The organism is Janthinobacterium sp. Bl 1, assembly GCF_058215535.1.
In genome coordinates this window covers 2,361,539-2,387,463 of sequence record NZ_CM177086.1, presented here as the reverse complement: position 1 = coordinate 2,387,463, position 25,925 = coordinate 2,361,539, and the positions used below count along the sequence as shown (strand labels likewise).

Annotated in this window: 26 protein-coding genes; 8 read left to right on the top strand and 18 right to left on the bottom strand. The window is 61.1% G+C overall.

What is annotated here, in order from left to right:
- Positions 1 to 153: 153 nt before the first annotated feature.
- The 3 genes from AC4BCN_RS10840 to apbC all read right to left on the bottom strand — a co-directional run bounded on the left by AC4BCN_RS10840 (position 154) and on the right by apbC (position 3,619).
- Positions 154 to 1,830, bottom strand: a complete 1,677-nt coding sequence (locus tag AC4BCN_RS10840; RefSeq protein WP_338681619.1) for an alkaline phosphatase family protein — start codon at positions 1,828 to 1,830, stop codon at positions 154 to 156.
- A 138-nt stretch (positions 1,831 to 1,968) separates the two neighbouring features.
- Positions 1,969 to 2,376: a DUF4399 domain-containing protein gene (locus AC4BCN_RS10835; protein WP_072454785.1), complete on the bottom strand. Its 408-nt coding sequence runs from the start codon at positions 2,374 to 2,376 to the stop codon at positions 1,969 to 1,971.
- 154 nt (positions 2,377 to 2,530) lie between these two features.
- Positions 2,531 to 3,619, bottom strand: a complete 1,089-nt coding sequence (apbC, locus tag AC4BCN_RS10830; protein WP_034758315.1) for an iron-sulfur cluster carrier protein ApbC — start codon at positions 3,617 to 3,619, stop codon at positions 2,531 to 2,533.
- A 160-nt stretch (positions 3,620 to 3,779) separates the two neighbouring features.
- Here apbC and metG point away from each other — a divergent pair, with 160 nt between their 5' ends.
- The 5 genes from metG (at position 3,780) to panC (ending at position 8,587) form a co-directional block, all read left to right on the top strand.
- Positions 3,780 to 5,936, top strand: coding sequence for a methionine--tRNA ligase (metG, locus tag AC4BCN_RS10825; protein ID WP_490493274.1), 2,157 nt, complete (start codon positions 3,780 to 3,782; stop codon positions 5,934 to 5,936).
- A 19-nt stretch (positions 5,937 to 5,955) separates the two neighbouring features.
- Complete coding sequence (locus AC4BCN_RS10820) at positions 5,956 to 6,435, top strand: GNAT family N-acetyltransferase (RefSeq protein WP_034758490.1); 480 nt, start codon at positions 5,956 to 5,958, stop codon at positions 6,433 to 6,435.
- Between the two features lie 107 nt (positions 6,436 to 6,542).
- Positions 6,543 to 6,752, top strand: a complete 210-nt coding sequence (locus tag AC4BCN_RS10815; RefSeq protein WP_035826611.1) for a DUF3460 family protein — start codon at positions 6,543 to 6,545, stop codon at positions 6,750 to 6,752.
- Between the two features lie 17 nt (positions 6,753 to 6,769).
- On the top strand, positions 6,770 to 7,693 hold the full coding sequence (locus tag AC4BCN_RS10810) for a segregation and condensation protein A (protein ID WP_490493273.1): 924 nt from the start codon (positions 6,770 to 6,772) through the stop codon (positions 7,691 to 7,693).
- A gap of 54 nt (positions 7,694 to 7,747) precedes the next feature.
- Positions 7,748 to 8,587 (top strand): pantoate--beta-alanine ligase, encoded by an 840-nt coding sequence (gene panC, locus AC4BCN_RS10805; RefSeq protein WP_456149145.1) that lies wholly within the window; start codon positions 7,748 to 7,750, stop codon positions 8,585 to 8,587.
- Positions 8,588 to 8,626: 39 nt separating this feature from the next.
- Here the strand turns inward: panC and AC4BCN_RS10800 are convergent, their stop codons facing one another.
- Positions 8,627 to 9,079 carry a hypothetical protein gene (locus AC4BCN_RS10800; protein ID WP_139092555.1) on the bottom strand — a complete coding sequence of 151 codons (453 nt, stop codon included), beginning with the start codon at positions 9,077 to 9,079 and terminating at the stop codon, positions 8,627 to 8,629.
- 293 nt (positions 9,080 to 9,372) lie between these two features.
- Here AC4BCN_RS10800 and AC4BCN_RS10795 point away from each other — a divergent pair, with 293 nt between their 5' ends.
- On the top strand, positions 9,373 to 10,125 hold the full coding sequence (locus AC4BCN_RS10795) for an SDR family oxidoreductase (protein WP_338681610.1): 753 nt from the start codon (positions 9,373 to 9,375) through the stop codon (positions 10,123 to 10,125).
- A 75-nt stretch (positions 10,126 to 10,200) separates the two neighbouring features.
- Here the strand turns inward: AC4BCN_RS10795 and cheY are convergent, their stop codons facing one another.
- The 14 genes from cheY to flhD all read right to left on the bottom strand — a co-directional run bounded on the left by cheY (position 10,201) and on the right by flhD (position 23,166).
- Positions 10,201 to 10,599, bottom strand: coding sequence for a chemotaxis response regulator CheY (gene cheY / locus AC4BCN_RS10790; protein WP_026132837.1), 399 nt, complete (start codon positions 10,597 to 10,599; stop codon positions 10,201 to 10,203).
- A 147-nt stretch (positions 10,600 to 10,746) separates the two neighbouring features.
- Positions 10,747 to 11,817, bottom strand: a complete 1,071-nt coding sequence (locus AC4BCN_RS10785) for a protein-glutamate methylesterase/protein-glutamine glutaminase (protein ID WP_035826603.1) — start codon at positions 11,815 to 11,817, stop codon at positions 10,747 to 10,749.
- Positions 11,818 to 11,925: 108 nt separating this feature from the next.
- Complete coding sequence (cheD, locus tag AC4BCN_RS10780) at positions 11,926 to 12,534, bottom strand: chemoreceptor glutamine deamidase CheD (protein WP_034758343.1); 609 nt, start codon at positions 12,532 to 12,534, stop codon at positions 11,926 to 11,928.
- A 9-nt stretch (positions 12,535 to 12,543) separates the two neighbouring features.
- On the bottom strand, positions 12,544 to 13,416 hold the full coding sequence (locus tag AC4BCN_RS10775; RefSeq protein WP_092712375.1) for a CheR family methyltransferase: 873 nt from the start codon (positions 13,414 to 13,416) through the stop codon (positions 12,544 to 12,546).
- Between the two features lie 70 nt (positions 13,417 to 13,486).
- Positions 13,487 to 15,211, bottom strand: coding sequence for a methyl-accepting chemotaxis protein (locus tag AC4BCN_RS10770; RefSeq protein WP_490493272.1), 1,725 nt, complete (start codon positions 15,209 to 15,211; stop codon positions 13,487 to 13,489).
- Between the two features lie 196 nt (positions 15,212 to 15,407).
- Positions 15,408 to 15,914, bottom strand: a complete 507-nt coding sequence (locus AC4BCN_RS10765; protein ID WP_034758356.1) for a chemotaxis protein CheW — start codon at positions 15,912 to 15,914, stop codon at positions 15,408 to 15,410.
- Between the two features lie 30 nt (positions 15,915 to 15,944).
- Positions 15,945 to 18,143, bottom strand: coding sequence for a chemotaxis protein CheA (cheA, locus tag AC4BCN_RS10760; RefSeq protein WP_490493271.1), 2,199 nt, complete (start codon positions 18,141 to 18,143; stop codon positions 15,945 to 15,947).
- Positions 18,144 to 18,186: 43 nt separating this feature from the next.
- The gene (locus AC4BCN_RS10755; protein WP_034758362.1) at positions 18,187 to 18,552 is read right to left on the bottom strand and encodes a response regulator; all 366 of its coding nucleotides are present in this window, start codon (positions 18,550 to 18,552) and stop codon (positions 18,187 to 18,189) included.
- A gap of 83 nt (positions 18,553 to 18,635) precedes the next feature.
- On the bottom strand, positions 18,636 to 19,184 hold the full coding sequence (locus tag AC4BCN_RS10750; RefSeq protein ID WP_034758366.1) for a hypothetical protein: 549 nt from the start codon (positions 19,182 to 19,184) through the stop codon (positions 18,636 to 18,638).
- Between the two features lie 46 nt (positions 19,185 to 19,230).
- On the bottom strand, positions 19,231 to 20,205 hold the full coding sequence (motB, locus tag AC4BCN_RS10745; RefSeq protein WP_034758370.1) for a flagellar motor protein MotB: 975 nt from the start codon (positions 20,203 to 20,205) through the stop codon (positions 19,231 to 19,233).
- Positions 20,206 to 20,263: 58 nt separating this feature from the next.
- Positions 20,264 to 21,124 (bottom strand): flagellar motor stator protein MotA, encoded by an 861-nt coding sequence (gene motA / locus AC4BCN_RS10740; RefSeq protein ID WP_128139895.1) that lies wholly within the window; start codon positions 21,122 to 21,124, stop codon positions 20,264 to 20,266.
- A 218-nt stretch (positions 21,125 to 21,342) separates the two neighbouring features.
- Entirely contained in the window at positions 21,343 to 22,149 is an 807-nt protein-coding gene (locus tag AC4BCN_RS10735) for a class I SAM-dependent methyltransferase (RefSeq protein WP_490493270.1), read from the bottom strand.
- Between the two features lie 75 nt (positions 22,150 to 22,224).
- Positions 22,225 to 22,788: a flagellar transcriptional regulator FlhC gene (flhC, locus tag AC4BCN_RS10730; protein ID WP_338681606.1), complete on the bottom strand. Its 564-nt coding sequence runs from the start codon at positions 22,786 to 22,788 to the stop codon at positions 22,225 to 22,227.
- A 30-nt stretch (positions 22,789 to 22,818) separates the two neighbouring features.
- The gene (flhD, locus tag AC4BCN_RS10725) at positions 22,819 to 23,166 is read right to left on the bottom strand and encodes a flagellar transcriptional regulator FlhD (RefSeq protein ID WP_490493269.1); all 348 of its coding nucleotides are present in this window, start codon (positions 23,164 to 23,166) and stop codon (positions 22,819 to 22,821) included.
- Between the two features lie 606 nt (positions 23,167 to 23,772).
- On the opposite strand from flhD, the gene kynU reads away from it, so the two are divergent.
- Together kynU and kynA are read left to right on the top strand one after the other, a co-directional pair.
- The gene (gene kynU, locus AC4BCN_RS10720) at positions 23,773 to 25,023 is read left to right on the top strand and encodes a kynureninase (RefSeq protein WP_490493268.1); all 1,251 of its coding nucleotides are present in this window, start codon (positions 23,773 to 23,775) and stop codon (positions 25,021 to 25,023) included.
- 8 nt (positions 25,024 to 25,031) lie between these two features.
- Positions 25,032 to 25,919, top strand: coding sequence for a tryptophan 2,3-dioxygenase (gene kynA / locus AC4BCN_RS10715; RefSeq protein ID WP_490493267.1), 888 nt, complete (start codon positions 25,032 to 25,034; stop codon positions 25,917 to 25,919).
- Positions 25,920 to 25,925: the final 6 nt, after the last annotated feature.

Here is a 25,925-nt window from a genome sequence, read left to right as displayed (position 1 = left end):
CCTACGCTCTTCACAAGGCCAAGGCCGGTCGTGTTGGTGGCGGCACCGAAACGCAAACAACGCCGGTCAAATTGGCGGCGGCGCCGACATGCAAACCCCGTAGGTCGGCTTAGCGCGCAGCGCGTAAGCCGACAACACCACTGCCCAAGAGCCTTAGCGCACCGCTTCCGTCAAAATCCGCCCTTCCGACGCCGACGGCTGGCGTATGCGCAGCAGATGGGCCAAGGTCGGTGCGATGTCGACCACTTCCGCGTACTGGCCATAGGCGCCCGGCTTGATCCAGCGGGGGCCGAAGACCATCAGCGGCACGTTGGTGTCATACGTATACGGCGTGCCGTGCGAGGTGCCACCGCTGCCCTTGCCGAAGTACCAGGCCGGCTTTGTCACCAGCATCAGGTCGCCCGACAGCTGGCGGTTCCAGGCGCGACGCATCAAGGTGTCCATGCGCGTGGCGACGGCTCCCGTTTCCATCTGCGTGCGCGTGTAGACTTGAGCCAGGCCGTCCTGCTGCATCAGAAAGCGGGCCGCCGCGTCTTCCAGGGTGGCGCGATGGACGCCGCGCTTTTCCGCCAGCGCGTAATCGAGGTAGATATTCGGCAGCGACGACGCCGTCACCAGCTTGTCGATGCCCAGGTTTGTCGCCAGGTGCTGGTTCAGCGCATCGACCAGTTTGGCGCCATCGATGCGCCTGGCGGAAAAGCCGCGCGTTTCGGAAAATTCCGGCACGTTGGCGAAGCCATGGTCGGCCGTCAGCACCACGAGCACGTTATCCATGCCGACTTTTTTATCCAGGTCGGCAAAGAAGCCGGCCAGCATGCGGTCCAGGCGCTGCAGATGGTCGTGCGACATCTTGCTTTCCGGGCCGTAGGCGTGATTCACATAGTCGTGCGCGGACAGGCTCACGCCGAGGATATCGGGCACGCCGGCCGGATTGCGGCCCAGGTTTTCGCCATCGATGGCGGCGCGGGCGAATTCCAGGGTCAGCTCGTCGAGGAAGGGGCCGGATTTCAGGCGGCTGTAGTACTCGCCATCGAGCTTGCCGCTGTCGCTGTAGTAGGCAAACGGGAAGGTGTTGCGCGTGCCCGGCTTGGCAGCAACAAGATCATCCCGGGCATCGCGCGCATAGGCCGAATCGGCCAGTAGCGGCGTCCAGCTCTTGCCGTAATAGCGGTCCTGCGGCTTGGCCGCCTGGTAGCGCTGCACCCACTGCGGGTGCTGCTGCATATAGTAGGTGCTGCTGGCGAAGTTGCCCGTCTTTTCCATGTACATATAGGCCGTGCCCGTTTTCCCGGCCAGCAGGATGGCGCCACGGTCCTTGCCCGACACGGTGACGACCTTGGCCTTGTCACCCGTCGAATAACGCAGTTCGTCGCCGAGGGTGCTCACGCGCAGCTTGGTCGGCGCCGTGCCGTCATCGGGCTGCGTCTCTTCGCCGATGTAATGGAAATTGCCATCCTCGGTGCAGTACACGGATTTCTTCGTGACGGGATCGATCCAGTTATTGCCGATCACGCCATGCTGATACGGGTAGGCGCCCGACAGCACGGCCGAGTGGCCGATGGCGGTGACCGTGATGCCGTGCGCCTGGTGCGCATCGCTGAACCACGCGCCCTGTTCCAGCAGGCGGCGGAAACCGCCCTGGCCGAACTGGTCGCGGTAGCGCGTCACCTGCTCTTGCGGCAAGCCGTCCACTACCAGCACCACGACCAGCTTCGGCTGCGTCGCAGCATTGGGCACCGCCTTGGCCGCATGCGCGTGGCACGCCGCCACGCCAGCGGCCAGCAGCAGCGCCTGTGCCAGTTGCCGGGAAAGGGAGAAAGGTTTCGTCATATCCGCTCATCAAAAGTTAGGCCACCGGGCAGCATACGCCGACTATATGACGCAATGATGACAGAAGCAATAACAAGAAAAAGGCCGGGGCCCATTGCTGGAACCCGGCCCGATGCCGAACAGATGAATTTGCCTGGCTTACTTGACCGTCACCTTGATGCTTTTGGCCAGCTCCGGACCATACGACTGGTGTGCGCCGTTGGCGAACTGCATCGTCAGGGTGTACTGGCCCGGCGGCAAGGTGACGTCCGTTTCCGTTTGTCCTTTGCCGAAATGCAAATGCTTTTCGTCCATGGGTATCATTTCGCCCGCCTTCATCGGCCCAGTATTGATGAGCAGATGATGGTGGCCCGTCTTGGCCGTCATGTCGCCGGCCGGCTTGACGTCCATGCCACTGACGGCAAACTTGACCTTGAACGGGCTCGCCACTGTCGCGCCATCGGCTGGCTCGACGAAGGAAACGGATTGCGCAAACGCGCTGGCGGCCAGCAGGCTACCGGCGATCACGGCGGCTGCTTGACGCAGGAATACGGTGTTCAATTGCATGATGTCTCCTCTTGTTAAATAACAACACGGACTGCATGAAACCATATTCCTGGCGACCATGGCGCCGGGGAGCTGCTGGGGTCAGTCGCTTCGCGATCGGAGCGCATCCCATTGGGATGCACTCCCCCGGCGGGTCTGACCCCATGGCCGATCATCAATCGTTCTTGATGACGATGCTCGGGAACTTGCTGGTCATATCCTTCGCCTTTTCCGCCACCTTGATCGCGATGGTGCGGGCGATCTGCTTATAGATCACGGCGACGGGGCCTTCCGGCTCGGCCACGACGGTGGGCGTACCCGAATCCGTCTGCTGGCGAATCGCCATGGTCAGCGGCAAGGCGCCGAGGAATTCCACGCCGAAGTCCGCGCACATCTTCGCGCCGCCGCCGGCGCCGAAGATTTCTTCAGCATGGCCGCAGTTCGAGCAGATGTGCGTGCTCATGTTTTCCACCACGCCGAGGATAGGAATGCCAACCTTCTCGAACATTTTCAAGCCCTTGCGCGCATCGAGCAGTGCGATGTCCTGCGGCGTCGTGACGATCACGGCGCCCGTGACGGGCACTTTCTGCGACAGGGTCAGCTGGATGTCGCCCGTGCCTGGCGGCATGTCGACGATCAAATAATCGAGGTCGCGCCAGTTGGTCTGGTCCAGCAATTGCTGCAAGGCTTGCGTGACCATCGGGCCGCGCCACACCATCGGCTCGTCCGGATCGATCATGAAGCCGATCGAGGACACTTGCAGGCCGTGGTTTTCCATCGGCTCCATGCTCTTGCCGTCGAGGGTCTTCGGCTGGCCGCTGATGCCCAGCATCATCGGTTGCGACGGGCCGTAGATATCGGCGTCGAGCATGCCGACGGTGGCGCCTTCAGCCGCCAGAGCCAGGGCCAGGTTGACGGCCGTGGTCGATTTGCCAACACCACCCTTGCCGGAAGCGACGGCGATGATGTTTTTCACGTTGCTCATCGGCTTCAAGCCGCGCTGCACCGTGTGCGAAATGATTTTCGACGACACGCCCACGCTGACGTTGCCCACGCCCGGCAGCACGCGCAGGGCGGCCAGCACGGATTTGCGGATCAGGTCGATCTGGCTTTTGGCGGGGTAGCCGAGCTCGATGTCGAGGGAAATATCATCGCCATCGACCTTCAGATTCTTGACGGTTTTGCTGGAAACGAAATCTTTATGTGTATTTGGATCAATAACCTGGGCCAGCGCGGCCTTGACGTCTTCTACTGTGATGCTCATGTAAATCTCCGTGTGTACTACATATGTGCAATACGCGCAGTCTAGCGCAAATTTGCATGGTGCGATGGCGGCAAAAGCATCACTTGCCGGCCCTGCATCTGCTCATATTGCCTTTCCGCTGTTAAAATGTCCTATTATCCATCCCAAAAGTGCATCAATCATGACTCGCAAGCTGTTCGTCACCACTGCCCTGCCTTACGCAAACGCCGCTTTTCACATTGGCCACATCATGGAATACATCCAGGCCGATATCTGGGTCCGGTTCCAGCGAATGCAACGCGATGGCGCGGCCGGCCGTGAAGTGCACTTTGTGGGCGCCGACGATACGCATGGCACGCCGATCATGATCGCCGCCGAAAAGGAAGGCATCACGCCGCAGCAATTCGTCGCCAACATCGCGGCCGGCCGCGCCCAGTACCTCGATGGCTTCCATATCGCCTTCGACAACTGGTATTCGACCGATTCGCCGGAAAACGTCGACCTGTCGCAATCGATCTACCGCAAGCTGCGCGATACGGGCCTGATCGTCACGAAAACCGTCGACCGCTTCTTCGACCCGGTCAAAGGCATGTTCCTGGCCGACCGCAACATCAAGGGCGAATGCCCGAAATGCGGCGCCAAGAACCAGTACGGCGACAATTGCGAAGTGTGCGGCGCCGCTTACCAGCCGACCGACCTGGTCAACCCGTTCTCGGTGTTTACCAACGCGACGCCCGTGATGAAGCCGTCGGAACAGTATTTCTTCAAGCTGTCCGATCCGCGCTGCTTCGAATTCCTCAAGGATTGGCTCAACACGCCAGGCCGCTTGCAGCCGGAAATGGTCAACAAGGTCAGCGAGTGGCTGGGCGAAGCCGGTGAAAAGCTGGCCGACTGGGATATCTCGCGCGACGCGCCCTACTTCGGCATCCCGATTCCCGATGCACCAGGTAAATTCTTCTATGTGTGGATGGATGCGCCCGTCGGTTACCTGGCCAGCCTGAAAAACTATTGCGACAAGAAAGGCATCGATTTCGACGCCTTCCTGAATGACCCGTCGACGGAACAGATCCACTTCATCGGCAAGGACATCGTTTCCTTCCATTTGCTGTTCTGGCCCGCCATGTTGAAATTCGCCAATCACCCGGTGATCGACAAACTGAAAGTCAATGTGCACGGCTTCCTGACGGTCAACAACGAAAAAATGTCGAAGTCGCGCGGCACGGGCATCTCGCCGCTGCGCTACCTGGACCTGGGCATGAACCCGGAATGGCTGCGCTACTACATCGCCTTCAAGCTGAACTCGAAAGTGGAAGACCTGGACTTCAACGGCGAAGATTTTGTTGCCCGCGTGAACAGCGACCTGATCGGCAAATACGTGAACATCGCCAGCCGCTGCGCCGGCTTCATCGCCAAGCGTTTCGATGGCAAGCTGGCATCGACGCTGTCTGAAGGCGCGCAAAGCTGGATCAACCGCGCGCTGACGGTGGACGTCAACGGCATCATCGTCGAGCGCCAGGCCAGCATCGCTGCGCACTTCGAGAACCGCGAATTCGGCAAGGCCTTGCGCGAAATCATGGAAATCGCCGACATCACCAACCAGTATGTCGATGAAAACAAGCCGTGGATCCTGGCCAAGGACGCCGAAAAGACGGCGGAGCTGCACGACGTGTGCACCACGGCCCTGATCCTGTTCCGCCAGCTGACGATTTTGCTGTCGCCGGTCCTGCCGGGCGTGGCGAAGAACGTGGCATCGTTCCTCAACGACGCAGAATTCACTTGGGCCGACACGCAAGTGTTCGGCGACGCCGTCTCGAACAGCATGCTGGGCCGCACCATCGGCGCCTACAGCCATTTGATGACGCGCATGGATGCGAAGATGATCGAAGCGCTGTTCGACGCGCCGCAAGCGGCCGCAGCCATTGCCGCACCGGCCGGCGACGCCGCCAATGACGCCGCAGCTCCAGTGGCAGCCGCTGCCGCCATCGAGGAACTGGCACCCGAAATCAAGATCGACGACTTCCTCAAGGTCGACCTGCGCATCGCGAAAATCGTCAACTGCGAACTGGTCGACGGCTCCGACAAGCTGCTGCGCCTGACCCTGGATGCGGGCGAAGGCCGCTTGCGCAATGTGTTCTCCGGCATCCGCTCGGCTTACCAGCCGGAAGAACTGATCGGCAAGCTGACGGTGCTGGTGGCCAACCTGGCGCCGCGCAAGATGAAATTCGGTATTTCGGAAGGCATGGTCATGGCCGCGTCCGCCGCAGACGAGAAGGCGAATCCCGGCATCTACATCCTGAACCCGTGGCCGGGTGCCGAACCTGGCATGCGCATCCGTTAAGCCTCCACAAGGACCGATGATGAATATCGTGGTGCGCGAAGCAACGAATGCCGATGCACAGCTGATGGCCGAGCTGACCCGCGCCGCGTGGGCCGGCAAGGTGGCCGCCTCGTCCAGTGGACACCACGAGACGGCCGAGCAAGTGGCGGAGCAATTGCGCCACGGTGGCGGTTTTCTGTTGCTGATCGACGACATTCCAGCCGGTTCGCTGCGCTGGATGCCGCTCGACAGCGATCCCGCCATCTGGAAGATTTCACGCATGGGCGTGCTGCCCGCCTACCGGGGCAGCCACGTCTCGCAGCATTTGCTCGAAGCCATCATTCATCACGGCCTGTCGTGCCAGGCCGAGGAATTGCGCCTGGCCGTGCGGCGCGACCAGCGCAAGCTGATCGATTTTTATGCGGCCTTCGAATTCGACCTGGCCGAAGAACTGGAATATTCGCACGCCAACCCCGCAGAACCGGCACCGATGGTGATGCGGCGTTTGCTGCGTTATTGATTTTTAACAATTTCGCCCTGGACTTGCCGATACAACAACCCGCCAGGCCGCACGGCGCGGTAAAATACGGCCGGCTGACCTTACCCATAAGACACTCAGAAGAGAATATGAAACTGCCTGCAAAACACACCAACTACGTATCCGACCACACCTTGTTCATCGCCGAACTGAAGGCCAAGAATCCTGGCATGGAAGCGGGCCAGCAAGCGGGCCGCGCCCTGCTGTGGGACAAGCCGGCCGTCAGCATCGATGAGCAGGAGCGCCAGCTGGCATCGGCCGTCAAGCAACAGGCTTACGTTTACCAGAACAAGAACTAAGATCTGGAACCGGCACGATGTTGCCTGAAGAGTCTGCAGTCACGCCGGAAGCCGACGCTTCCGGTGCCGGCGCAGTCATCGAGTCGCCCGAACCTGTCGCTGACGGCGACGGCAGCGGCGACCCTGCAGCAACGGTAACGGACGCGGCGCCCGCCGCCGACCCGCTGGGCATCGCCCGCCTGTATGGCGAGCCGATGATGCGCATGCCGACGGATTTGTACATTCCGCCGGACGCGCTGGAAATCTTCCTCGAAGCCTTCGAAGGCCCGCTCGACTTGCTGCTCTACCTGATCCGCAAGCAAAACTTCAACATTCTCGATATCCCGATGGCGCAGGTGACCCTGCAATATCTGAAATATGTCGACCAGATCCGCGTGCGCAACCTGGAGCTGGCCGCCGAGTATCTGTTGATGGCGGCCATGCTGATCGAGATCAAGTCGCGCATGCTCTTGCCTTCGCGCAAAAGCGACGTCGAGGAAGATGGCGGCGACCCCCGTGCCGAACTGGTGCGCCGGCTGCTCGAGTATGAGCAGATCAAGCTGGCCGCCTACGACCTGAACGCCATCCCCCAGTTCGAGCGCGATTTCGTGCGCACGCAGATTTTCATCGAGCAAAGCCTGACGCCCACCTGGCCCGACGTGGAACCGGTGGACTTGCAGCAGGCGTGGCTCGACGTGCTGAAGCGGGCCAAGCTGACCCAGCACCACCGCATCAGCCGCCAGGAACTGTCCGTGCGCGAGCACATGTCAAGCATCCTGCGCCACTTGCAATCGTCGCGCTTCGTCGAGTTCAGCGAACTGTTCGACATTGCCGGCGGCGTGCCCGTGGTGGTGGTCAACTTCGTGGCCCTGCTGGAACTGGCCAAGGAAACCCTGATCGAAATCACGCAGGCAGAACCGTTTGCCCCCATCTACGTCCGGCTGGCCTATTCGCCCGCCTGACCCCTTCCCTTTGTCACTGACCACCGTACAACGGGGTTTTAGCGAAAGCAATCCATGAAAATTATTTCCGACATCGAAGAATTGCGCGACCAGCTCAGCGGACAGCTGCGCACGGCGTTCGTCCCCACCATGGGCAACCTGCACGAAGGCCATCTGTCGCTGATGCGTTTGGCGCGCAAGCATGGCGACCCCGTCGTCGCCTCGATCTTCGTGAACCGCCTGCAATTCGGCCCGAACGAAGACTTCGAAAAATATCCGCGCACCATGGCGGCCGACATCGCCAAGCTGGAAAAGGAAGGCGTGTACGTGCTGTTCGCGCCGACGGAAAAGGAACTGTACCCGGAACCGCAGGAATACCGCGTGCGCCCGCCCGATGACCTGGGCAATACCCTGGAAGGGGAATTCCGCCCCGGCTTCTTTGAAGGCGTGTGCACGGTCGTCACCAAGCTGTTCTCGTGCGTGGGTCCGCGCGTGGCCGTGTTCGGCAAGAAGGATTACCAGCAGCTGATGATCATCCGCAACATGGCACGCCAGTTCGCGCTGCCGACGGAAATCATCGCCGCCGAAACTTACCGCGCGGACGATGGCCTGGCCTTATCGTCGCGCAATATGTATTTATCGGAAAGCGAACGCGCGGAAGCGCCGGAACTGTTCAAGGGACTTAATTTCGTGGCCGAGGAAGTGCGCAAGGGCAATCTGGCCGTGGGCGAACTGGCACAGGCCAGCATGCAGCTGTTGAACAGCCGCGGCTGGAAATCGGACTACATCGCCGTGCGCAAGCGCGCCAACCTGCAAGCACCGAGCGCCGCCGAGCTGGCCGCCGGCGAACCGCTGGTGGTGCTGGCTGCCGCCAAGCTGGGGCAGACCCGACTCATCGACAACCTGGAAATCTAAGCGCAATCACAACGGGGCCATTCGGCCCCGTTTCTTTCTCTACTTCTCCATCCCTACCAGCTTGAGTTCGGCAAACAGCGGCTTGTTGCTGCCGCGCGCCGCTTGCAACATGTCGTAGCTGGCCGCGTCGAGCACGATTTCCTCTCCTGCCCACAGTTTGCGCTGGTTCGCAGGCAGCCTCAGGCTGCGCAGGATGGCCCTTGCCTGGGCCGGATCGGCCGCCAGCAGGCGGATGGCGCGCGCGTGGCGCTGCGTGCCCGTGAGGATGGGCAAGCCGCCCTCGGGCCCATGCTGGCTCAGGCTGACATAATCATGGCTGCCCACGCGGTGCAGATAGGCATGCCGGCCATCGGCTTCGGCAGGCGATTGCGCGACCGGCTCCTGCATCTCGACAGACGCGACAGGCGCAACGGCGGTTTGTTCAAGGCTCACGCCACAGGCCGCCAACAGGGCCGTGCTCAGGGCGAAAAATAATACGGGTGCTCGGCGCATCGCGCGCTCCTTCTTGTCGGGGTCGGGGACAAAGGGGAAATACTGCAGCGATCATGGGCCAAATTATTTGACGTGTAAAGTTAACTTTAGGAAATATTTCATTCCTTTGCGCAATCTCATGAAACCTGCGGGATCTTGCCTGTCCTGCCAGGCAGGCCAGGCATCATTGTTAATGCAATTTGCACATTGAAATCAAAACTCCCATCTTTATCCATCCATGAATAAAGATCAAAATAATGGCACTGGCTCGCGGCAACAGCATGCGGACCTCCCACCATCACAGGAGAACATCCATGAACACAACATCCAACTCTGCCAAGGTAGCCATCGTCACGGGCGCCTCGCGCGGCATCGGCGCGGCCATCGCCCGCCGCCTGGCGCGCGACGGCATCCAGGTCGTCGTCAACTACGCCAGCGGCAAGGATGCGGCGGACGAGCTGGTGGCAGCCATCATGGCCGAAGGCGGCGCCGCCATCGCCGTCAAGGCCAACGTGGCCGAGGCAAGCGACGTGCAAGCGCTGTTCGATGCGGCCGAAGCGGCTTACGGCGGCGTCGATGTGCTGGTCAACAACGCCGGCATCATGCCGCCCGCACTGCCCACTTTGGCCGAGACCGACGACGTCACCTTCGACAGCCTGTTCGCCATCAACGTCAAGGGCAGCTTCAACACCATGCGCCAGGCGGCGACGCGCTTGCGCCACGGCGGCAGCGTCGTCAATTTCTCGACCAGCGTGATCGGCCTGGCTCTGCCCGGCTATGCCGTCTACGCCGCCACCAAGGCGGCCATCGAGACGATGACGAATATCTTTGCCAAGGAACTGCGCGGCAAGAACATCACCGTCAATGCCATCGCCCCCGGCCCCACGGCCACGGCCCTGTTCTTGAACGGCAAGACGGAAGAAACGATAGCGCGCATGGCCAAGATGGCGCCCCTTGAACGCCTGGGTACGCCGGACGATATCGCCGCGGCCGTGGCTTTTTTGGCCGGGCCGGATGGCCGCTGGGTGAATGGACAAACGTTACGTGCGAATGGCGGCCTGGTGTAAGCAAGGCGCGAACTGACGAAAAAAACGCTGCCGGTTTGCACGGGCAGCGTTTTCTTGATAACGGTCAAGCCTGGATCAGGCGCCGGCTTTTTCCAGCTTCTCGAAAATCTTGTTCAGCTTTTCATCGAGGGTCGCGGCCGTGAACGGCTTGACGACATAACCGCTGGCGCCAGCTTGCGCGGCGGCGATGATGTTTTCTTTTTTCGCTTCGGCGGTGACCATCAGCACGGGCAGCTTGGCCAGTGCGGGATCGGCGCGGATATGCTGCAGCATCGTCAGGCCATCCATGTTTGGCATGTTCCAGTCCGACACGACGAAATCGAACGATTCCGCGCGCAGCTTGGCCAGGCCCATCACGCCGTCTTCCGCCTCATCGACGTTGGCATAACCCAGTTCCTTCAACAGATTCCGGACAATGCGGCGCATCGTCGAAAAATCGTCAACGACTAAAAATTTCATCTTTGGATCAGCCATGAATAACTCCGTTGTTTCTGTAGCGGTTTGTTAATAATATCGACATGAATGCCGACATTATGGTCGACACTACGGCAGCAAGTTGTAGGATAGCATTTTCGTTGCTTTTAGGCGAACAAACTTGCCTCAGATCATATAAAACGTGGCTTACACGCGCAAAGCACGCATACCATGCGCCGCCAGGTGTCCCAGCACCATGCCAGGCAGCGCCGTCAAAGCGCCGACCTCATGCGTAGCACCGACAGCGATCGCCTCGCGCGGCATGCCGAACACCACGCAACTGGCTTCATCCTGCGCAAAATTATACGCTCCTGCGGCCTTCATCTCCAACATGCCTTGTGCGCCATCCTTGCCCATGCCGGTGAGGATCACGCCGACGGCATTTTTACCGGCCGATTGCGCGGCCGAACGGAACAGCACATCGACGGACGGGCGGTGGCGGTTCACCGGTTCGCCCTGGTCGATCTTGGTCATGTAGTTGGCGCCGCTGCGCGTCAGGGTCAGGTGCGAATGGCCGGGCGCGATGTAGGCGTGGCCGGGCAGCACGCGTTCGCCGCCTGCCGCTTCCTGCACCGAAATCTTGCACAGCGAATCGAGGCGGCGCGCGAACGAGCGCGTAAAGCCTTCCGGCATGTGCTGCGTGATCAGGATGCCGGGGCAATCGGACGGCATCTGCATGAGGAATTCGCGGATCGCTTCCGTGCCGCCCGTCGAGGCGCCCACGATGATCAGCTTTTCGCTCGACGTCAATGGACTGCGCAGGGCAGGCAGCGGCGCGGCCACCTTGTCGCCGGCCGACGGCAGGGTGCGCGCGCGGATGCGCGCCTTCGAGGCGGCGCGGATCTTGTCGGCGATCATGTCCGTGTACTCGCGCATGCCACTCTGGATCGAAATCTTCGGCTTGGTGACGAAATCGACGGCGCCCAGTTCCAGCGCGCGCATGGTGATTTCCGAACCGCGCTCGGTCAAGGACGACACCATCAGTACCGGCATCGGGCGCAAGCGCATCAGTTTTTCCAGGAAATCGAGGCCATCCATCTTCGGCATCTCGACGTCGAGGGTCAGCACGTCGGGATTGGTCTGCTTGATCATCTCGCGCGCCACCAGCGGATCGGGCGCCGCGCCCACCACTTCCATGTCGGGCTGGCTATTCACGATTTCCGTCATGACGCTGCGGATCAGCGCCGAGTCATCCACGATCAATACCTTGATCTTCATAGTTATCCTTCCAGGCCTTGCGGCCCGTATTCTTTATTAAATTAGTACACCGGACAAACCGCCGCAAGCCGCACAGCGCGACGCGCAGCAGGTTTGGTCGGGTGTTTGTCAGAACAGTTCGACTTCGCCGCCGACCGGCGCGACCTTGAGGCGGCTGGCGTAATCGAGTTCGCGGCGTACCAGGGTATCGTTATGCGTCTGCATCAGCTTTTTCACCAGCACCTTGCCGCTGCGGGGGAAGAAGTAGACCTTGCGCGGGTGGATGTCGTTGAGGTCTTCGGCCACCACGCGCATCTTTTCCGCTTTCAGGTAATTGATGACGAAGGCCGCATTGCGTTCGCCGACGTTGATCGCCGTGAAGCCGCGCAGCACGGCGCCGCCGCCAAACACTTTCGCTTCCATGTTCTCGCGCCGCGCGCCCGCCTTCAGCAAATCGTTGATCAGGATTTCCATGGCGTAGGTACCATAGCGCATCGACGCGGAAATCGGGCTGTTCGGATCGCTGCCGCCATCGGGCAGCATGAAGTGGTTCATGCCGCCCAGGCCCGTGACGCGGTCGCGGATGCAGGCCGAGACGCAGGAGCCGAGCACGGTGACGATCAGCATGTCCTTGTTGGTAAAGTAGTACTCACCAGGCAAGATCTTGGCGGCGTCACAGTTGAACGTCCTGTCGTAATAGACGTTAGTGGCGAATTGCTCTTTGGATTCCAGGCTCATATTTCACTCTCATGTACGATGCGACGTTGCCTTGGGCGCGGCGCCCCGGGGCTGGTCGAGCTCATAGACTGTTTTACCGCGCAGCTTCAATGAATCCGACACGTACAGAAAATTCTCCGAATGGCCCGCGAACAGCAGGGCATCGGGCTTCATCAGTGGCACAAAGCGCGACAGGATCTTGCGCTGCGTCGCCTTGTCAAAATAAATCATCACGTTGCGGCAAAAGATGACGTCGAACTGCCCCGTCACCGGCCAGCTGTCGGCCAGCAGGTTGAGCGGCTTGAAGGTGATCATCTGGCGCAGTTCCGGACGCACCCGCACCTGTCCTTCGCGGTCGCCCTTGCCGCGCAAGAAAAAGCGCCGCGCACGGTCGGCCGGCATCTTGTCGAGCCGGTCCAGGTTGTAGACGCCATTGGCGGCCGTGGCCAGCACGTTCGTGTCGATGTCCGTGGCGATGATGGTGACGGGCGGCGTGAGCGTATTGAACGCCTCGCACACCGTCATGGCGATCGAGTACGGCTCTTCGCCGGTGGAACTGGCCGAACACCAGATGGTGATCGGCCCGCTCAGTTTTTTCACATGCTCGGCCAGCAGCGGGAAGTGATGCGCCTCGCGGAAGAACGACGTCAGGTTGGTCGTCAGCGCATTCGTGAACGCTTCCCACTCGTCGCCCATGCGCCCCGCTTCCAGGTCGTCCAGGTAGCGGACGAACGAGGAGATGCCGGTCGCGCGCAATCGCCTGGCCAGGCGGCTGTAGACCATTTCCTGCTTGCTGTCGGCCAGCGCGATGCCGGCCCGCTTGTAAATCATGGCGCGGACCCGTTCGAAGTCCTTGCCAGTGAAATCAAATTCCTTGACCGAATCCGTTTTAGTTTGCGGCATTTGTTTTTACCTCTCTATGACTACTCTGACCAATGCCTTTGCAAGTATAACTAGCGGGACCGGGTTGGCGTTAGAACTCTTCCCAATCGTCGCCGCCGGCCGCCGCCAGCTTTTTCGCGGGCGGTGGCGAGCCGGCTTGCGCCGTCTGTGCCAACCGCCGTGTATTTGCCGCCACACTCGGTGCCGGCCGTGCCGCCGCTTTTACAGGCGCTGGCGCGGGTGCGGGCATGGCCGCCTGCGCCGCGCTCTCGCCATCGAGCTTGAAGATGCTGACGGCGTCGCCCAGATTCTGCGCCTGCTCCTGCATGCTTTCGGCGGCCGCCGCCGCTTCCTCGACCAGCGCCGCATTTTGCTGCGTCATCTGGTCCATCTGCGCGATGGCCTGGTTGACCTCTTCGATGCCGTGGCTCTGTTCCTGCGTCGCCGCCGTGATCTCGCCCATGATGTCGGCCACCTGCCGGATCGACGTGACGATCAGGCCCATGGTCTGCCCCGCCTCGTCCACCAGGCGGCTGCCGGCATCGACCTTGTCGACCGAGTCGCCGATCAGGCCCTTGATTTCCTTCGCTGCGCCGGCCGATCGCTGCGCCAGATTGCGCACTTCCGACGCCACCACCGCAAAACCGCGTCCCTGCTCGCCTGCGCGCGCCGCTTCGACGGCCGCATTCAACGCCAGGATATTCGTCTGGAACGCAATGCCGTCGATGACGCCGATGATGTCGACGATCTTGCGCGAGCTGTCCTTGATGGAACCCATGGTATCGACCACTTGCGCCACCACCTTGCCGCCCTGCTCCGCCACCGACGACGCCGACACGGCCAGCTGGTTGGCCTGGCGCGCGTTGTCCGCGTTCTGCTTCACGGTCGACGTCAGCTCTTCCATCGACGAGGCCGTCTCTTCGAGCGAACTGGCCTGCGTTTCCGTGCGCGCCGACAGGTCGGCATTGCCGCTGGCGATCTCGCGCGAGGCCACGGTGATGGTTTCCGTTCCCTTGCGCACGTCGCTGACCGTCTGCACCAGGCTCTCGTTCATGTCCTTCAATGCCTGCTGCAGCGCGCTCGTTTCATCCTTGCCTTCGACCACCACGCGCGACGTCAGTTCGCCGGCCGCCACCTTCTGCGCCACGGCCACTGCGCCGGACAATGGCACCGTGATCGAGCGCGTGATGAAGATGGCGCACCAGGCGCCGATCGCCACCGCCGCGCCGCCCAGGATGAACAGTACCGTCATCAGGCGCGCATCGGCCGCCAGCGAGTCGTCCATGAAGCTTTGCTGCGCCACGTGCTGCAAGTCGAGCAGCTTGTTGATATCGGCCAGGGTCGTCTTGTTCAAGGGATCGATGCGGGTGGCGATCACCTTCGCCGCGCCCTCGCTGTTAAACGCCAGCACCTGTCCCATCGCTTCCTTGAAGGCTGCATCGACTTCGCCGTCGACCTTGGCGATATTGGCCAGAAGCATCTTCTCGCCATCGGACAGGCCCAGGGTGGCCAGCTTGCCGCGCGCGCCGTCGTACAGCTTGCGCTGCTCGCGCACCTTGCCCTCTTCCGCCTGCATCAGGGCCACATCGCCCTGCAAACCGATATTGCGCATGGCGATACCCGTTTCCAGCATCGCGCTTTTCATCAGCGACGCCTGCGTATTCTTTTCGCTTGCCAGCTCCAGGCCCGTGAGCAGCTGGGCCTTGTTACGGTAATTCAGTGCATTCGCCGAAACGATCACCACCACCAGGATGGCGAGAATGCTGCCAAAACCTATCCCCAGCCGGGTGCCTATCTTGAAATCGCGCAAACTCATTACAGTCTCCAATATTTATGTGAACGGCGCCCGTTCAACCGGACGGCGCCGTGTTGTGGCCTGGTCTCTGTCGGACCTTGCAGCCTGCCGGCGCGCCTCTAAATACTATTCGCGCCGGTACATGCATATCTGTAGTGATTCTTTGCGTGGTAAAAACGGCGGCGCACCGGGCGCCGCCTTGCTGCCATGCGGTGGCTTACGCCGCCAGCTTGTCGATCAGGCCCATCTCGCTGCTCGACATCAGCTTGTCGATGTCGACCAGGATCAGCATGCGCTCGTCGATGGTGCCCAGGCCGATCATGTAGTCGGTCGAGAAGGCGGTGCCCATTTCCGGCGCCGGTTTCACCTGCTCCGGCGTCAGGGTGGTGACGTCGGAAACGCTGTCGACCACCATGCCGACGATGCGGCCGCCGATGTTCAGGATGATCACCACCGTGAACTGGTCGTACACGGGCGTGCCCAGGTTGAACTTGATGCGCATGTCGACCACGGGAATGATGATGCCGCGCAGGTTGATCACGCCCTTGATGAATTCAGGCGCGTTGGCGATGCGGGTGACCGCTTCGTAACCGCGGATTTCCTGGACCTTCAGGATATCGATGCCGTACTCTTCGGAGCCCAGGGTGAAGGCCAGGAATTCACGGCCGGCGATATCCTTGCCGTCGCCCGCATTGCTTCCGGATGTTTGTTGAGTATCTGACATGGTGCGTTTTCCTATCTTTATCTATCGGTATTACGAAAAAATGGACTCGTCAGCCAGCTGGCGCGAGGAACGGATCAGGGCGGCGACATCGAGAATCAGCGACACGCCGCCATCGCCCAGAATGGTGGCGCCGGAAATGCCCACCACCTTGCGGTAATTCGATTCGAGGTTTTTCACCACGACTTGCTGCTGCCCCACCAGGTCGTCGACAAACAGGGCCGCCTTGCGTCCTTCCGTCTCGAGGATCACGCAGATGCCTTCCGAAGGGCTGGTAAAGCGCGGCGCGATGTCGAACATCTGGTACAGCGGGATCAATGGCAGGTATTCGCCGCGCACTTTCACCACTTGCCCCTTGCCGCTGATGTCCTTGATATCTTCAACGGCTGGCTGCAGCGATTCGATGACAAAGCCCAGCGGTAAAATATACACTTCGTCGCCGACTCTGATCGACATGCCGTCGAGGATGGCCAGGGTCAGCGGCAGCGAGATGGAAATCGTCGTGCCGAAGCCTTTTGCCGAACGGATGTCGACGACGCCGCCCATGGCGCTGATATTGCGCTTGACGACATCCATGCCCACGCCGCGGCCCGATACGTCGGTGACGGCTTCGGCGGTGGAAAAGCCGGGTGCGAAAATCAGCTGCCACACGTCGGCGTCGCTCATCGACTCGGACACGTCCAGCCCCTGCTGCGCAGCCTTGGCCAGGATGCGTTCACGGTTCAATCCCGCGCCATCATCGGATACTTCGATGATGATGTTGCCGCCCTGGTGGCTGGCCGAGAGGAACAAGCGGCCCGCTTCGGTCTTGCCGGCGGCCACGCGGGCGGCCGGCATTTCCACGCCATGGTCGATGCTGTTGCGCACCAGGTGCGTGAGCGGATCGACGATGCGCTCGATGAGGCCCTTGTCCAGTTCCGTGGCGGCGCCATTCGTGATGAAATCGACCTTCTTGCCCAGTTTCGTGGCCAGGTCGCGCACCATGCGCGGGAAGCGCGAAAAGACGAAATCCATCGGCATCATGCGGATCGACATCACCGCTTCCTGCAAGTCGCGCGTGTTGCGCGTCAGGTGGCTGACGCTGTCGAGCAGCTTTTCATGCAGCATCGGGTCGAGCGCGCTGGCGCGCTGCTCGATCATCGCCTGCGTGATCACCAGTTCACCCACCAGGTTGATCAGCTGGTCGACTTTCTCGATCGAGACGCGGATCGACGACGATTCGGCGCCGGCCTTGTCGCCTTCTTTCTTGGCCGGTTTCTTTTCCTGTTCCGCTTCGGCCACGGCGCTGGCCACGGCCGGCGCGGCGGCGCTGGCGTTGCCCGCCTTGGCGGCGTCGGCGCGTATCTGTTCGAGGGGCTGGAAGAAACCGTAGCCCTGTTCGGCGTCGCTCTGCACGCCGGCGGCGGCGCGGATATCCTCGAGTGGCTGGAAGAAGCCATAGCCGGGGTCCGTCGCGCCCTGCGCGGCTGGCGTGCCTGGCAGCGGGTCGAAGAAACCGTAGCCCTGGGCCTTTTCCTGCGCCGCGCGGGCCGCTTCGGCTTCGCCTGGCGCCAGTGGCGGCGCCTGCGTGATGACCATGTCGTCGGGATTGAGCACGAACGAGCAGATGGCCAGGATATCGTCCAGGCTTTCATGCGTCGTCACTTCCAGCACCTTGCGCGCGTCGGGCAAGGCGGACACGGCGACATCGCCCAGCAAACCCAGTTCGGCCGCCAGCGCATCGACTTCGCGCGGCTCCATGGCCGGCAGTTCCAGGCGGATGCGATGGCCGCCAGCATGGCTGACGGCGGCTTTTTCCGCCGTATGGAAGGCCGGTGCGACGGGCGTGAGCGCAGCCACGGGCACGTCCTGCGAGAACGACTGCAGCATCATGCGCACATTGGCCACGGCATCCTGGTCGACGGCACTGCCCAGACGGTGGCCGTCGAGCTGCATCTTGAGGATATCCTTGGCCGCCAGGAAGGCGTCGACGTGTTCCGCCGTCAGCGCCATCTGGCCCTGGCGGATGCGGTCGAGCAGCGACTCGAGGATGTGCGTCACCTCGCTCATGTCGGAGAGGCCGAACGTCGACGCGCCGCCCTTGATCGAATGGGCGGTGCGGAAAATGGCATTCAGGTCTTCGGCGTCGGGCGCCGCAATATCAACGGCCAGCAGCAGCCGTTCCTTTTCAGCCAGCAGTTCTTCGGCCTCATCGAAAAAGACCTGAAAAAACTGGCTAATATCGATGGTCATAGGGTGACTCCGTCAATTGCATCATTGCACTGCGCGGCTGGCATCAGCCGATCACCTTCTTGACCACTTCGATCAGGCGTTGCGGATCGAACGGCTTGACCAGCCAGCCATTGGCGCCGGCGGCACGGCCTTTCGATTTCATCTCGTCCGACGACTCCGTCGTCAGCATCAGGATGGGTACCTTCTGGTAGGTCGGCAGTTCACGCAACAACTTGATCAGTTCCAGGCCATCCATGCGCGGCATATTCTGGTCCGTCAATACCAGGTCCACGGTTTGCAGCTTGGCTTTTTCCAGTCCGTCCTGGCCGTCGACGGCCTCCACCACCTGGTAACCGGCGGCTTTCAGGCTGAACGCCACCATCTGGCGCAATGAGCTGGAATCGTCCACTGCAAGTATCGTTTTGGCCATCTTTGCTCCCACTTATTCCGGGCATCCTGCCCGAGTATTTGATTAATCAATCCATGCAACCACAAGCGCTCCGCACTGGCATGCTAGAACAGCTCGATGTCGCCACTTTCCAAATGCTGTTGACTGACAGCCTTGCGCAGCACGCTGCGCAACTCCAGGCTTTGAATCGCCAGCGCCATGCTGACCCGCCCCAGCAAGGCGACAATTTCTTCATTGTCGCTCTCCGGCAACATCTCCGCGCCATGCTCGCCCAGGGTCCCGAGGAACTCGCGCAAGCCCGTCACGCGCTTCAAGGTGCGCTCGATCAGCTGGCTGGTCATGTCCTGGAACTGCAGGCTGGTGATGGCGGCATTCACATAGCCCCCCACCTCATCCTGCAACGCCAGCAGTTTTTCGCGCTGCTGCTCGGCCGGAATACCGCCGTCGAGCAGCAAGGCGATGGTGTCTTGCTGCGCAGCAACGGCTGCGTGTATCGCCATGAAATTGAAGGACAGCTTCTCGATCGCCTCTTCCAGCAAGATGCCGGTCTGCACCAGGTCGGTTTCCACCTCCGTCAAGTGCTTGCGGCCATGGTCCGACACGCCAGACAGCAGGCGTTTTACATGCGAGCCAAGTATTTTCTTTCTTGTCATAAAGGTCTCATTGTTTCAGTACACCACGCGTCGACAGCCTTGCGTGTTATTTTTTCGCCGCAGCTGGGGCGGGGACTGGCGCCGCGGGCGGCGCACCGGCCGCCAACCCTGACGCGACAGCGGCGGAAGCGGCATCGGTCACCGGCAGCTCGATCGCCGAACCATCGCGCAAGACATTTTCTTCCGTGCGTTTGTTCATGACGATGATGCTGATGCGCCGGTTGATCGGATTGAAGGGGTCGAGCTTGTCCAGGTGGGCGGCCGAGCCCAGGCCCACCACGCGCAAGACTTTTTCTTCCTTCATGCCGCCGATCACCAGTTCGCGCCGCGACGCATTCGCGCGGTCGGCCGACAATTCCCAGTTGCTGTAGCCGGCATCGCTCATGTAGGGCGTCGAATCCGTATGGCCGGACAGGCCGATGCGGTTCGGCACTTCGTTGAGCACGAAGCCGATCGCGTGCAGGATTTCCTTGGTGTACGGTTGCAGATTCGCATTGGCGAGCGCAAACATCGGACGGTTCTGCTCGTCGACGATCTGGATGCGCAAGCCTTCGCTGGTGATATCGAGCAGCAACTGGTTCTTGTATTTTTTCAGCAGGGGATTGGCGTCGATGGTCGCTTCGATGCGCGCCTTGAGCGCCTGCAGCCGCTTGCCTTCTTCGCGTTCGAGCGCGGCCTTGGCGGAATTGAGGTCGAACGATTTGCGCTGCTGCTCTTCCTGCGCCTTGCGCACCTGCCCATCCTGGCGCGACAAGTCCTGGCCGCCGCCCTGGATCACGGAATTGCTCTCGCCGCTGCCTGAGCCGCCCGCCATCGCCACTTTCAGCGGCGTCTTGAAGAATTCGGAAATGCCGTTCAAGTCGCCCTTCGAGGTGGAGCCCAGCAGCCACATCAGCAGGAAGAAGGCCATCATGGCCGTGACAAAGTCGGCGTAGGCGATCTTCCACGCCCCGCCATGGTGGCCGCCAGCCGTCTTCTTGATACGCTTGACGATAATCGGGCGCATGCCTTCATCGGCCATGGCGTCCCCCTTCCGTGTGCTGCAAATGACTCATGGTATCCAGGCGTATATTCACTGCTTACTTCGTTTTCGATTTCTTGATGTGGTCTTCGAGCTCGTTGAACGTCGGGCGCTCGGTCGAGAACAGCACCTTGCGGCCGAACTCCACGGCCAGCGCCGGCGCATAGCCGTTCAGGCTGGCCAGCAAGGTCACTTTCACGCACTGGAACATCTTGCTCGACTCTTCCAGCTTCTGCTCGAGCAGGCTGGCCAGCGGACCGACGAAGCCATAGGCCAGCAAGATGCCGAGGAAGGTGCCAACCAGCGCGTGCGCGATCAGCATGCCCAGTTCTGCCGGTGGGAGGCCCACCGATTCCATCGTGTGCACCACGCCCATCACGGCGGCGACGATACCGAACGCGGGCAAGCCATCGCCCACCTTGGCGATCACGTGGGCCGGCACGGCGCCTTCGTGATGGTGCGTCTCGATTTCGTTGTCCATCAGGTTTTCGATCTGGAACGCGTCCATATTGCCCGACACCATCAGACGCAGGTAATCGGTCATGAATTCGACGATGTGATGGTCGGCCAGCACGGCCGGGTACTTGGAAAACAGCGGGCTTTCTTCCGGCTTGTCGATATCGCCTTCGATCGACATCAAGCCTTCCTTGCGCACCTTGCTGAGCACTTCGAACAGCAAGGACATCAGTTCCATGTACAGCTCTTTGGTATAGCGCGAACCCTTGAACAGGCTCGGCAAGGCGGCGATCGTCGCCTTGATGGCCTTGTTATTGTTACCAACAAGGAAGGCGCCCAGGGCGGCGCCGCCGATCATCAGCAACTCCAGCGGCTGGAACAGCGCCGCCAGATGGCCGCCGGCCATTGCGAAGCCGCCAAAGACCGAGGCGCAAACGATGATGTATCCGATTATGACTAACAAGTGCCCTGACTCCCAATAATGGCCGGGGCTGTGTGCCCGGCATGTTCAAACCTGTTCCTGTCTTTTGGCGGCTGCGCCGCCGGCAAGGACAGTGGCAAAAAAGTAACCGAAAGTTAATTGAAATGCTCTGCTTTTCAACGCAATTCCGAGAAAATGCCGTGTGGAACTACAATAACGTGAGATTGCCCCACGGGCAAGCAAATAACGCAGACAATTGCTTAAAAGCACCATATGTAAAGCAAAGGACCACCCTCTGTGGCGGCGATGGTCTTATCGGGCTTGCGTGCCGCAATCTGGAATTCGTAACTAAGAAGCATGCTACCGGGCAACATTTCCCTTTCCGCCTTGCTCCACAGGGCTGCCATCGCCGCTGGCGACAGGTAGGCAAACACGACGTCGTAGCGGCCGAAATCGAGCGCTTCGTAGTCGCCGCGCAGGAAGCGCGCGCGGCTGCCCGCCAGCTTCGCGCGCAAGCGGCTTGCCAGCCACGGCAGCGGCGCCAGTTCGATGCCGGAAAACTGTCCGTCGGGCCGGCGCCGCGCCAGGTCCAGCACCAGGCCGCCCAGGCCGCTGCCGATATCGATCAGGCGCACGCCGGGACGGTCCGCGATCAGCCCGGCTACGGCCTGCCACACCTTCGGCCCCGACGGATAAAACGGCACTTGCGTGCGGAATGTGGACCAGTACAGGCTCAGCAGGAAAACAAAGGCCGCCAGGAACACGGCCGGGGGCAAATCGAGCAGGCTGGCGGCCAGCAAGGCGGGCGCAAACAGCAGGCCGATGGCGCACCACCAGCGCGCCAGTCCTGCGCGCCACGTGATGAGCGCCGCCAGCACGCCCTGCACCAGCGTCACCGCCGGCAGCGACATGGCGACGCCGGCGCGCGCCAGGCCATATACCAATAGCAACATCAAGGGAAAGGCCAGCACCTGGATCAGGATGGCCTTGAGCGCGGGCGCGCGCAGGATTTGTTGCAGCATGGGCAAGTTAAAGAAGGAAAACGCCAGTGTAAGCGATGCCGGCATGAAAAAGCCGGAGTGCGGTCAGGCGACCGCTCCGGCTTGCTCTCTGTCTATATTTGTACACTAGATCGGGCAGGCTCAGGCAGCGACGCCCGGCGACGCACCAGCGGCCGCTTCATCGCGCGCCTTCTTGGTCTTGCCGGCCCGCGAAGGCATGTGGCACAGGCCGCATACATAATCGGCGTTCAGGTCGAGGCAGTTGACGACGAACTTGCCGCCGCACTTGCCGCAGGGCGCCATGTCCAGCATCTTGCTGCTGAAAAAACGCACGAGGGTCCAGGCCCGCGTCAGCGACAGCAGCGGCTCTTCGCCCGCTTCGGGCGGCATCTGTTCCAGATACAGCTTATAGGCCTTCATCACGGCTTCGATGCCCGTGGCGCCGGCGTGATCGACGAGGAATTTGTGGATATTGATGAACAGCGAGGAATGGATATTCGGTTGCCAGGTGATGAACCAGTCGGTAGAAAACGGCAACATGCCCTTGGGCGGCGAGACGCCCTTCAATTCCTTGTACAGATTCAGCAGGCGTTCGCGCGACAGCGAGACTTCCGTCTCCAGCAGTTGCAAACGGGCACCCAGCTGTATCAATTCGATGGCCAGCTGGATTTCCTGCGCTTCCGATACGACACTTTTCTTGGCCATGCTGTGTACTCCGCGACTGACTGATACTAACTAAAGGTTTCCAGCTAAAATGTTGCAGAGGCAAGCGCGTTGTTCGACGCCTTGGCCCGCCATCAGAATGGCTGCGTGCGACTGGGCCAGCGAGCGGTCTTTATTGTAGTTCGTCAACATGCCCAGGATGGCGCTGTCGTCGAAGCGGAAGCGGGCCAGCATCATGTTGCCGCCAGCGAGCTTCAGGATCTGCGCATTGCTCATGCCTTCGATCAGTTCGGCGATTTCGGCGGCAATGCCCAAACGGAAGATGGCCGTTACCTTGTCCGCACGAATCATTTGCTGGGCCAGCATCAGGTAGCTCAGGTTAGCGTCGCGAATCTCAGCCATCATGTCGTTAGCAGTCATTTCCATCTCCTCAATCCGTTGAATTCAGCTGGCATTGTTTGTTGCCAGTGAGATACATTCTGCAGGAGCAACATTAAACGCAACAGAGGCGCAGCGCTGTATTTTTGGTCGGGAAACGGCGGATGGAATCGTAGGTGTTTGTCTGACAAACACTGCTCGATCATGGTCGCACGCCAGTAACGGCGCGGATGTGAGTGGTTGGCTGCATGCCGGATTTAGCCAATTTTTGGCCTGTAAAAAATATCACTTTTTTACAACAACTTGATCGGAATCAAGCCTGTCTACCTAGATAACGGCTGCCTGGACAGGAACTTTAGGGCTTTTTTGAAAAATATTTCAAAGATCCGCATTCTTTTTCGGCCGGTTTGACACCGTTCATGTATTCGTTGACGGCGGCGTCTGGCGAAACTTTAGGGCTATTTGAAAATATTTTTAAAAATCGTGATTTTTTTCGTTGACGCCCCGCAGGCAGGCACTTCGCGCGCCTCATCGAGCGCGGAAATTCCGCTTTCCGGCGTGGATTTGCTACACTGCCTGCTTCCGCACAATACTTTAAGCTTCAAGCAATATCGTGCCATTGACACAAGTACCAACATGAAAGCCACCATGATTTCTCGACATGACTGCAGCGCGCGCGACCTCGACGATCCCCTGGCGCCCTTGCGCCAGCAGTTCGACTTGCCGCAAGGCGTGATTTACCTCGACGGCAATTCCCTGGGCGCGCGGCCGAAAGCGGCCCTGGCCCGCGCCCAGCACGTCATCACGGCAGAATGGGGCACGGACCTGATCCGCAGCTGGAATACGGCCGGCTGGTTCGACCTGCCCAAGCGCCTGGGCGACCGCCTGGCCCCGCTGCTGGGCGCCGGCACGGGCGAAGTGGTAATCACCGACACCACGTCCGTCAACCTGTTCAAGGCCCTGGCCGCCGCCCTGCAGATGCAGGCCAGCGATCCGGCATGCGCCACGCGGCGCATCATCGTCAGCGAACGCAGCAACTTCCCCACCGACCTGTACATGGCGCAAGGCCTGTCCGCCTGGCTCGACCGCGGTTACCAGCTGCGCCTGGTCGACAGTCCCGAGGAACTGGCGCAGGCCATCGATATCGATTGCGCCGTCGCGATGCTCACGCACGTCAACTACCGCACCGGCTACCAGCACGACATGGCCGCCATCAGCAGCCATTGCCACGCGCAGGGCACGCTGGCGCTGTGGGACCTGGCCCATTCGGCCGGCGCCGTGCCGCTGGACCTGAACGGCGCCGGCGCCGACCTGGCCGTCGGCTGCACCTACAAATACCTGAATGGCGGCCCCGGCTCGCCCGCCTTCATCTGGGTGCCGCAAAAACACCAGGCGCGCTTCCGCCAGCCCTTGTCCGGCTGGTGGGGCCACGCCACGCCGTTCGCCATGGACCCGGGCTTCGCGCCCGCCGACGGCATCGCCCGCGCCCTGTGCGGCACGCAGCCGATACTCTCGCTGGCCCTCGTCGAATGCGGCCTCGACATCTTTGCGCAAACGAGCATGGAAGCCATCCGGCGCAAGTCGCTGGCCCTGACAGACCTGTTCATCGCGCTGGTGGAGCAGCGCTGCGCCAGCCATCCGCTGGGTCTCGTCACGCCGCGCGAGCATGCGCGGCGCGGCAGCCAGGTCAGCTTCACGCACCCGCACGGCTATGCCGTCATGCAGGCACTGATCGCGCGCGGCGTCATCGGCGACTACCGCGAACCGGCCATCATGCGCTTCGGCTTCACGCCCCTGTACACGAGCTTTGCCGACGTGTGGGATGCCGTGGAAATCCTGCGCGACATCCTCGACACACTAGCCTACGACATCGCCGCCAAGCGCGATGCCGTCACCTGAATCACCCCATGAGCGACGACAAGAATATGAACAAGGAAAACACGAGCGGCTGCCCCATGCATGCGGGCGGCCAGGATGCGCAATGGCATGGCGCGCAGATGGATTTCAGCGAATCTATGAGCTACGGCAATTACCTGGCGCTGGACCGCATCCTCACGGCCCAGCATCCGCTGTCGCCGAACCACAACGAAATGCTGTTCATCGTGCAGCACCAGACGAGCGAATTGTGGATGAAGCTGATGCTGCACGAAATGCACGCCGTGCGCGCCAACCTGCAAAGCGGCGACCTGGCGCCCGCCTTTAAAATGCTGGCACGCGTGGCGCGCATCATGGACCAACTGGTGCACGCCTGGGACGTGCTGGCCACCATGACGCCGCCCGAATACACGGCCATCCGCCCCTACCTGGGCGCCTCGTCCGGCTTCCAGTCCTTCCAGTACCGCGAGATCGAATTCATTTTGGGGAACAAGAACGCGGCCCTGCTCAACGTGCACACGACGGCGCCCGACACCTACAAGGTGCTCGACGCCGCCCTGCGCACGCCCTCCGTCTACGATGAATCGATCAAGCTGCTGGCGCGCAGCGGCCTGCATATCGCCCCCGAGCGCCTGGACGCCGACTGGACCCTGCCGACCAGCGCCGACGTCTCCGTCAAGGCGGCGTGGCTGGAAGTCTACCGCGACCCGTCGAAACACTGGGCCCTGTACGAGCTGGCCGAGAAGCTGGTCGACCTGGAAACGGCCTTCCGCTTCTGGCGCTTCCGCCACGTGACGACGGTCGAGCGCATCATCGGCTTCAAGACGGGCACGGGCGGCACGGCGGGCGTCAGCTATTTGCGCAAGATGCTCGACGTGGTATTGTTCCCTGAGCTATTCGCCCTACGCACGGAGTTATAACTTTAA

What these genes read in the sequence shown, in the direction of transcription:
- AC4BCN_RS10800 (WP_139092555.1), bottom strand. Translation starts at nt 9,079, where the DNA reads ATGCGCCGAGCACCCGTATTATTTTTCGCCCTGAGCACGGCCCTGTTG.
- AC4BCN_RS10820 (WP_034758490.1), top strand. Translation starts at nt 5,956, where the DNA reads ATGAATATCGTGGTGCGCGAAGCAACGAATGCCGATGCACAGCTGATG.
- AC4BCN_RS10770 (WP_490493272.1), bottom strand. Translation starts at nt 15,211, where the DNA reads ATGAGTTTGCGCGATTTCAAGATAGGCACCCGGCTGGGGATAGGTTTT.
- AC4BCN_RS10775 (WP_092712375.1), bottom strand. Translation starts at nt 13,416, where the DNA reads ATGCCGCAAACTAAAACGGATTCGGTCAAGGAATTTGATTTCACTGGC.
- AC4BCN_RS10835 (WP_072454785.1), bottom strand. Translation starts at nt 2,376, where the DNA reads ATGCAATTGAACACCGTATTCCTGCGTCAAGCAGCCGCCGTGATCGCC.
- AC4BCN_RS10750 (WP_034758366.1), bottom strand. Translation starts at nt 19,184, where the DNA reads ATGACAAGAAAGAAAATACTTGGCTCGCATGTAAAACGCCTGCTGTCT.
- AC4BCN_RS10810 (WP_490493273.1), top strand. Translation starts at nt 6,770, where the DNA reads ATGTTGCCTGAAGAGTCTGCAGTCACGCCGGAAGCCGACGCTTCCGGT.
- AC4BCN_RS10785 (WP_035826603.1), bottom strand. Translation starts at nt 11,817, where the DNA reads ATGAAGATCAAGGTATTGATCGTGGATGACTCGGCGCTGATCCGCAGC.
- flhD (WP_490493269.1), bottom strand. Translation starts at nt 23,166, where the DNA reads ATGACTGCTAACGACATGATGGCTGAGATTCGCGACGCTAACCTGAGC.
- cheY (WP_026132837.1), bottom strand. Translation starts at nt 10,599, where the DNA reads ATGGCTGATCCAAAGATGAAATTTTTAGTCGTTGACGATTTTTCGACG.
- AC4BCN_RS10795 (WP_338681610.1), top strand. Translation starts at nt 9,373, where the DNA reads ATGAACACAACATCCAACTCTGCCAAGGTAGCCATCGTCACGGGCGCC.
- cheA (WP_490493271.1), bottom strand. Translation starts at nt 18,143, where the DNA reads ATGACCATCGATATTAGCCAGTTTTTTCAGGTCTTTTTCGATGAGGCC.
- panC (WP_456149145.1), top strand. Translation starts at nt 7,748, where the DNA reads ATGAAAATTATTTCCGACATCGAAGAATTGCGCGACCAGCTCAGCGGA.
- kynA (WP_490493267.1), top strand. Translation starts at nt 25,032, where the DNA reads ATGAGCGACGACAAGAATATGAACAAGGAAAACACGAGCGGCTGCCCC.
- AC4BCN_RS10755 (WP_034758362.1), bottom strand. Translation starts at nt 18,552, where the DNA reads ATGGCCAAAACGATACTTGCAGTGGACGATTCCAGCTCATTGCGCCAG.
- AC4BCN_RS10840 (WP_338681619.1), bottom strand. Translation starts at nt 1,830, where the DNA reads ATGACGAAACCTTTCTCCCTTTCCCGGCAACTGGCACAGGCGCTGCTG.
- AC4BCN_RS10815 (WP_035826611.1), top strand. Translation starts at nt 6,543, where the DNA reads ATGAAACTGCCTGCAAAACACACCAACTACGTATCCGACCACACCTTG.
- AC4BCN_RS10735 (WP_490493270.1), bottom strand. Translation starts at nt 22,149, where the DNA reads ATGCCGGCATCGCTTACACTGGCGTTTTCCTTCTTTAACTTGCCCATG.
- apbC (WP_034758315.1), bottom strand. Translation starts at nt 3,619, where the DNA reads ATGAGCATCACAGTAGAAGACGTCAAGGCCGCGCTGGCCCAGGTTATT.
- AC4BCN_RS10765 (WP_034758356.1), bottom strand. Translation starts at nt 15,914, where the DNA reads ATGTCAGATACTCAACAAACATCCGGAAGCAATGCGGGCGACGGCAAG.
- metG (WP_490493274.1), top strand. Translation starts at nt 3,780, where the DNA reads ATGACTCGCAAGCTGTTCGTCACCACTGCCCTGCCTTACGCAAACGCC.
- kynU (WP_490493268.1), top strand. Translation starts at nt 23,773, where the DNA reads ATGATTTCTCGACATGACTGCAGCGCGCGCGACCTCGACGATCCCCTG.
- cheD (WP_034758343.1), bottom strand. Translation starts at nt 12,534, where the DNA reads ATGAGCCTGGAATCCAAAGAGCAATTCGCCACTAACGTCTATTACGAC.
- flhC (WP_338681606.1), bottom strand. Translation starts at nt 22,788, where the DNA reads ATGGCCAAGAAAAGTGTCGTATCGGAAGCGCAGGAAATCCAGCTGGCC.
- motB (WP_034758370.1), bottom strand. Translation starts at nt 20,205, where the DNA reads ATGGCCGATGAAGGCATGCGCCCGATTATCGTCAAGCGTATCAAGAAG.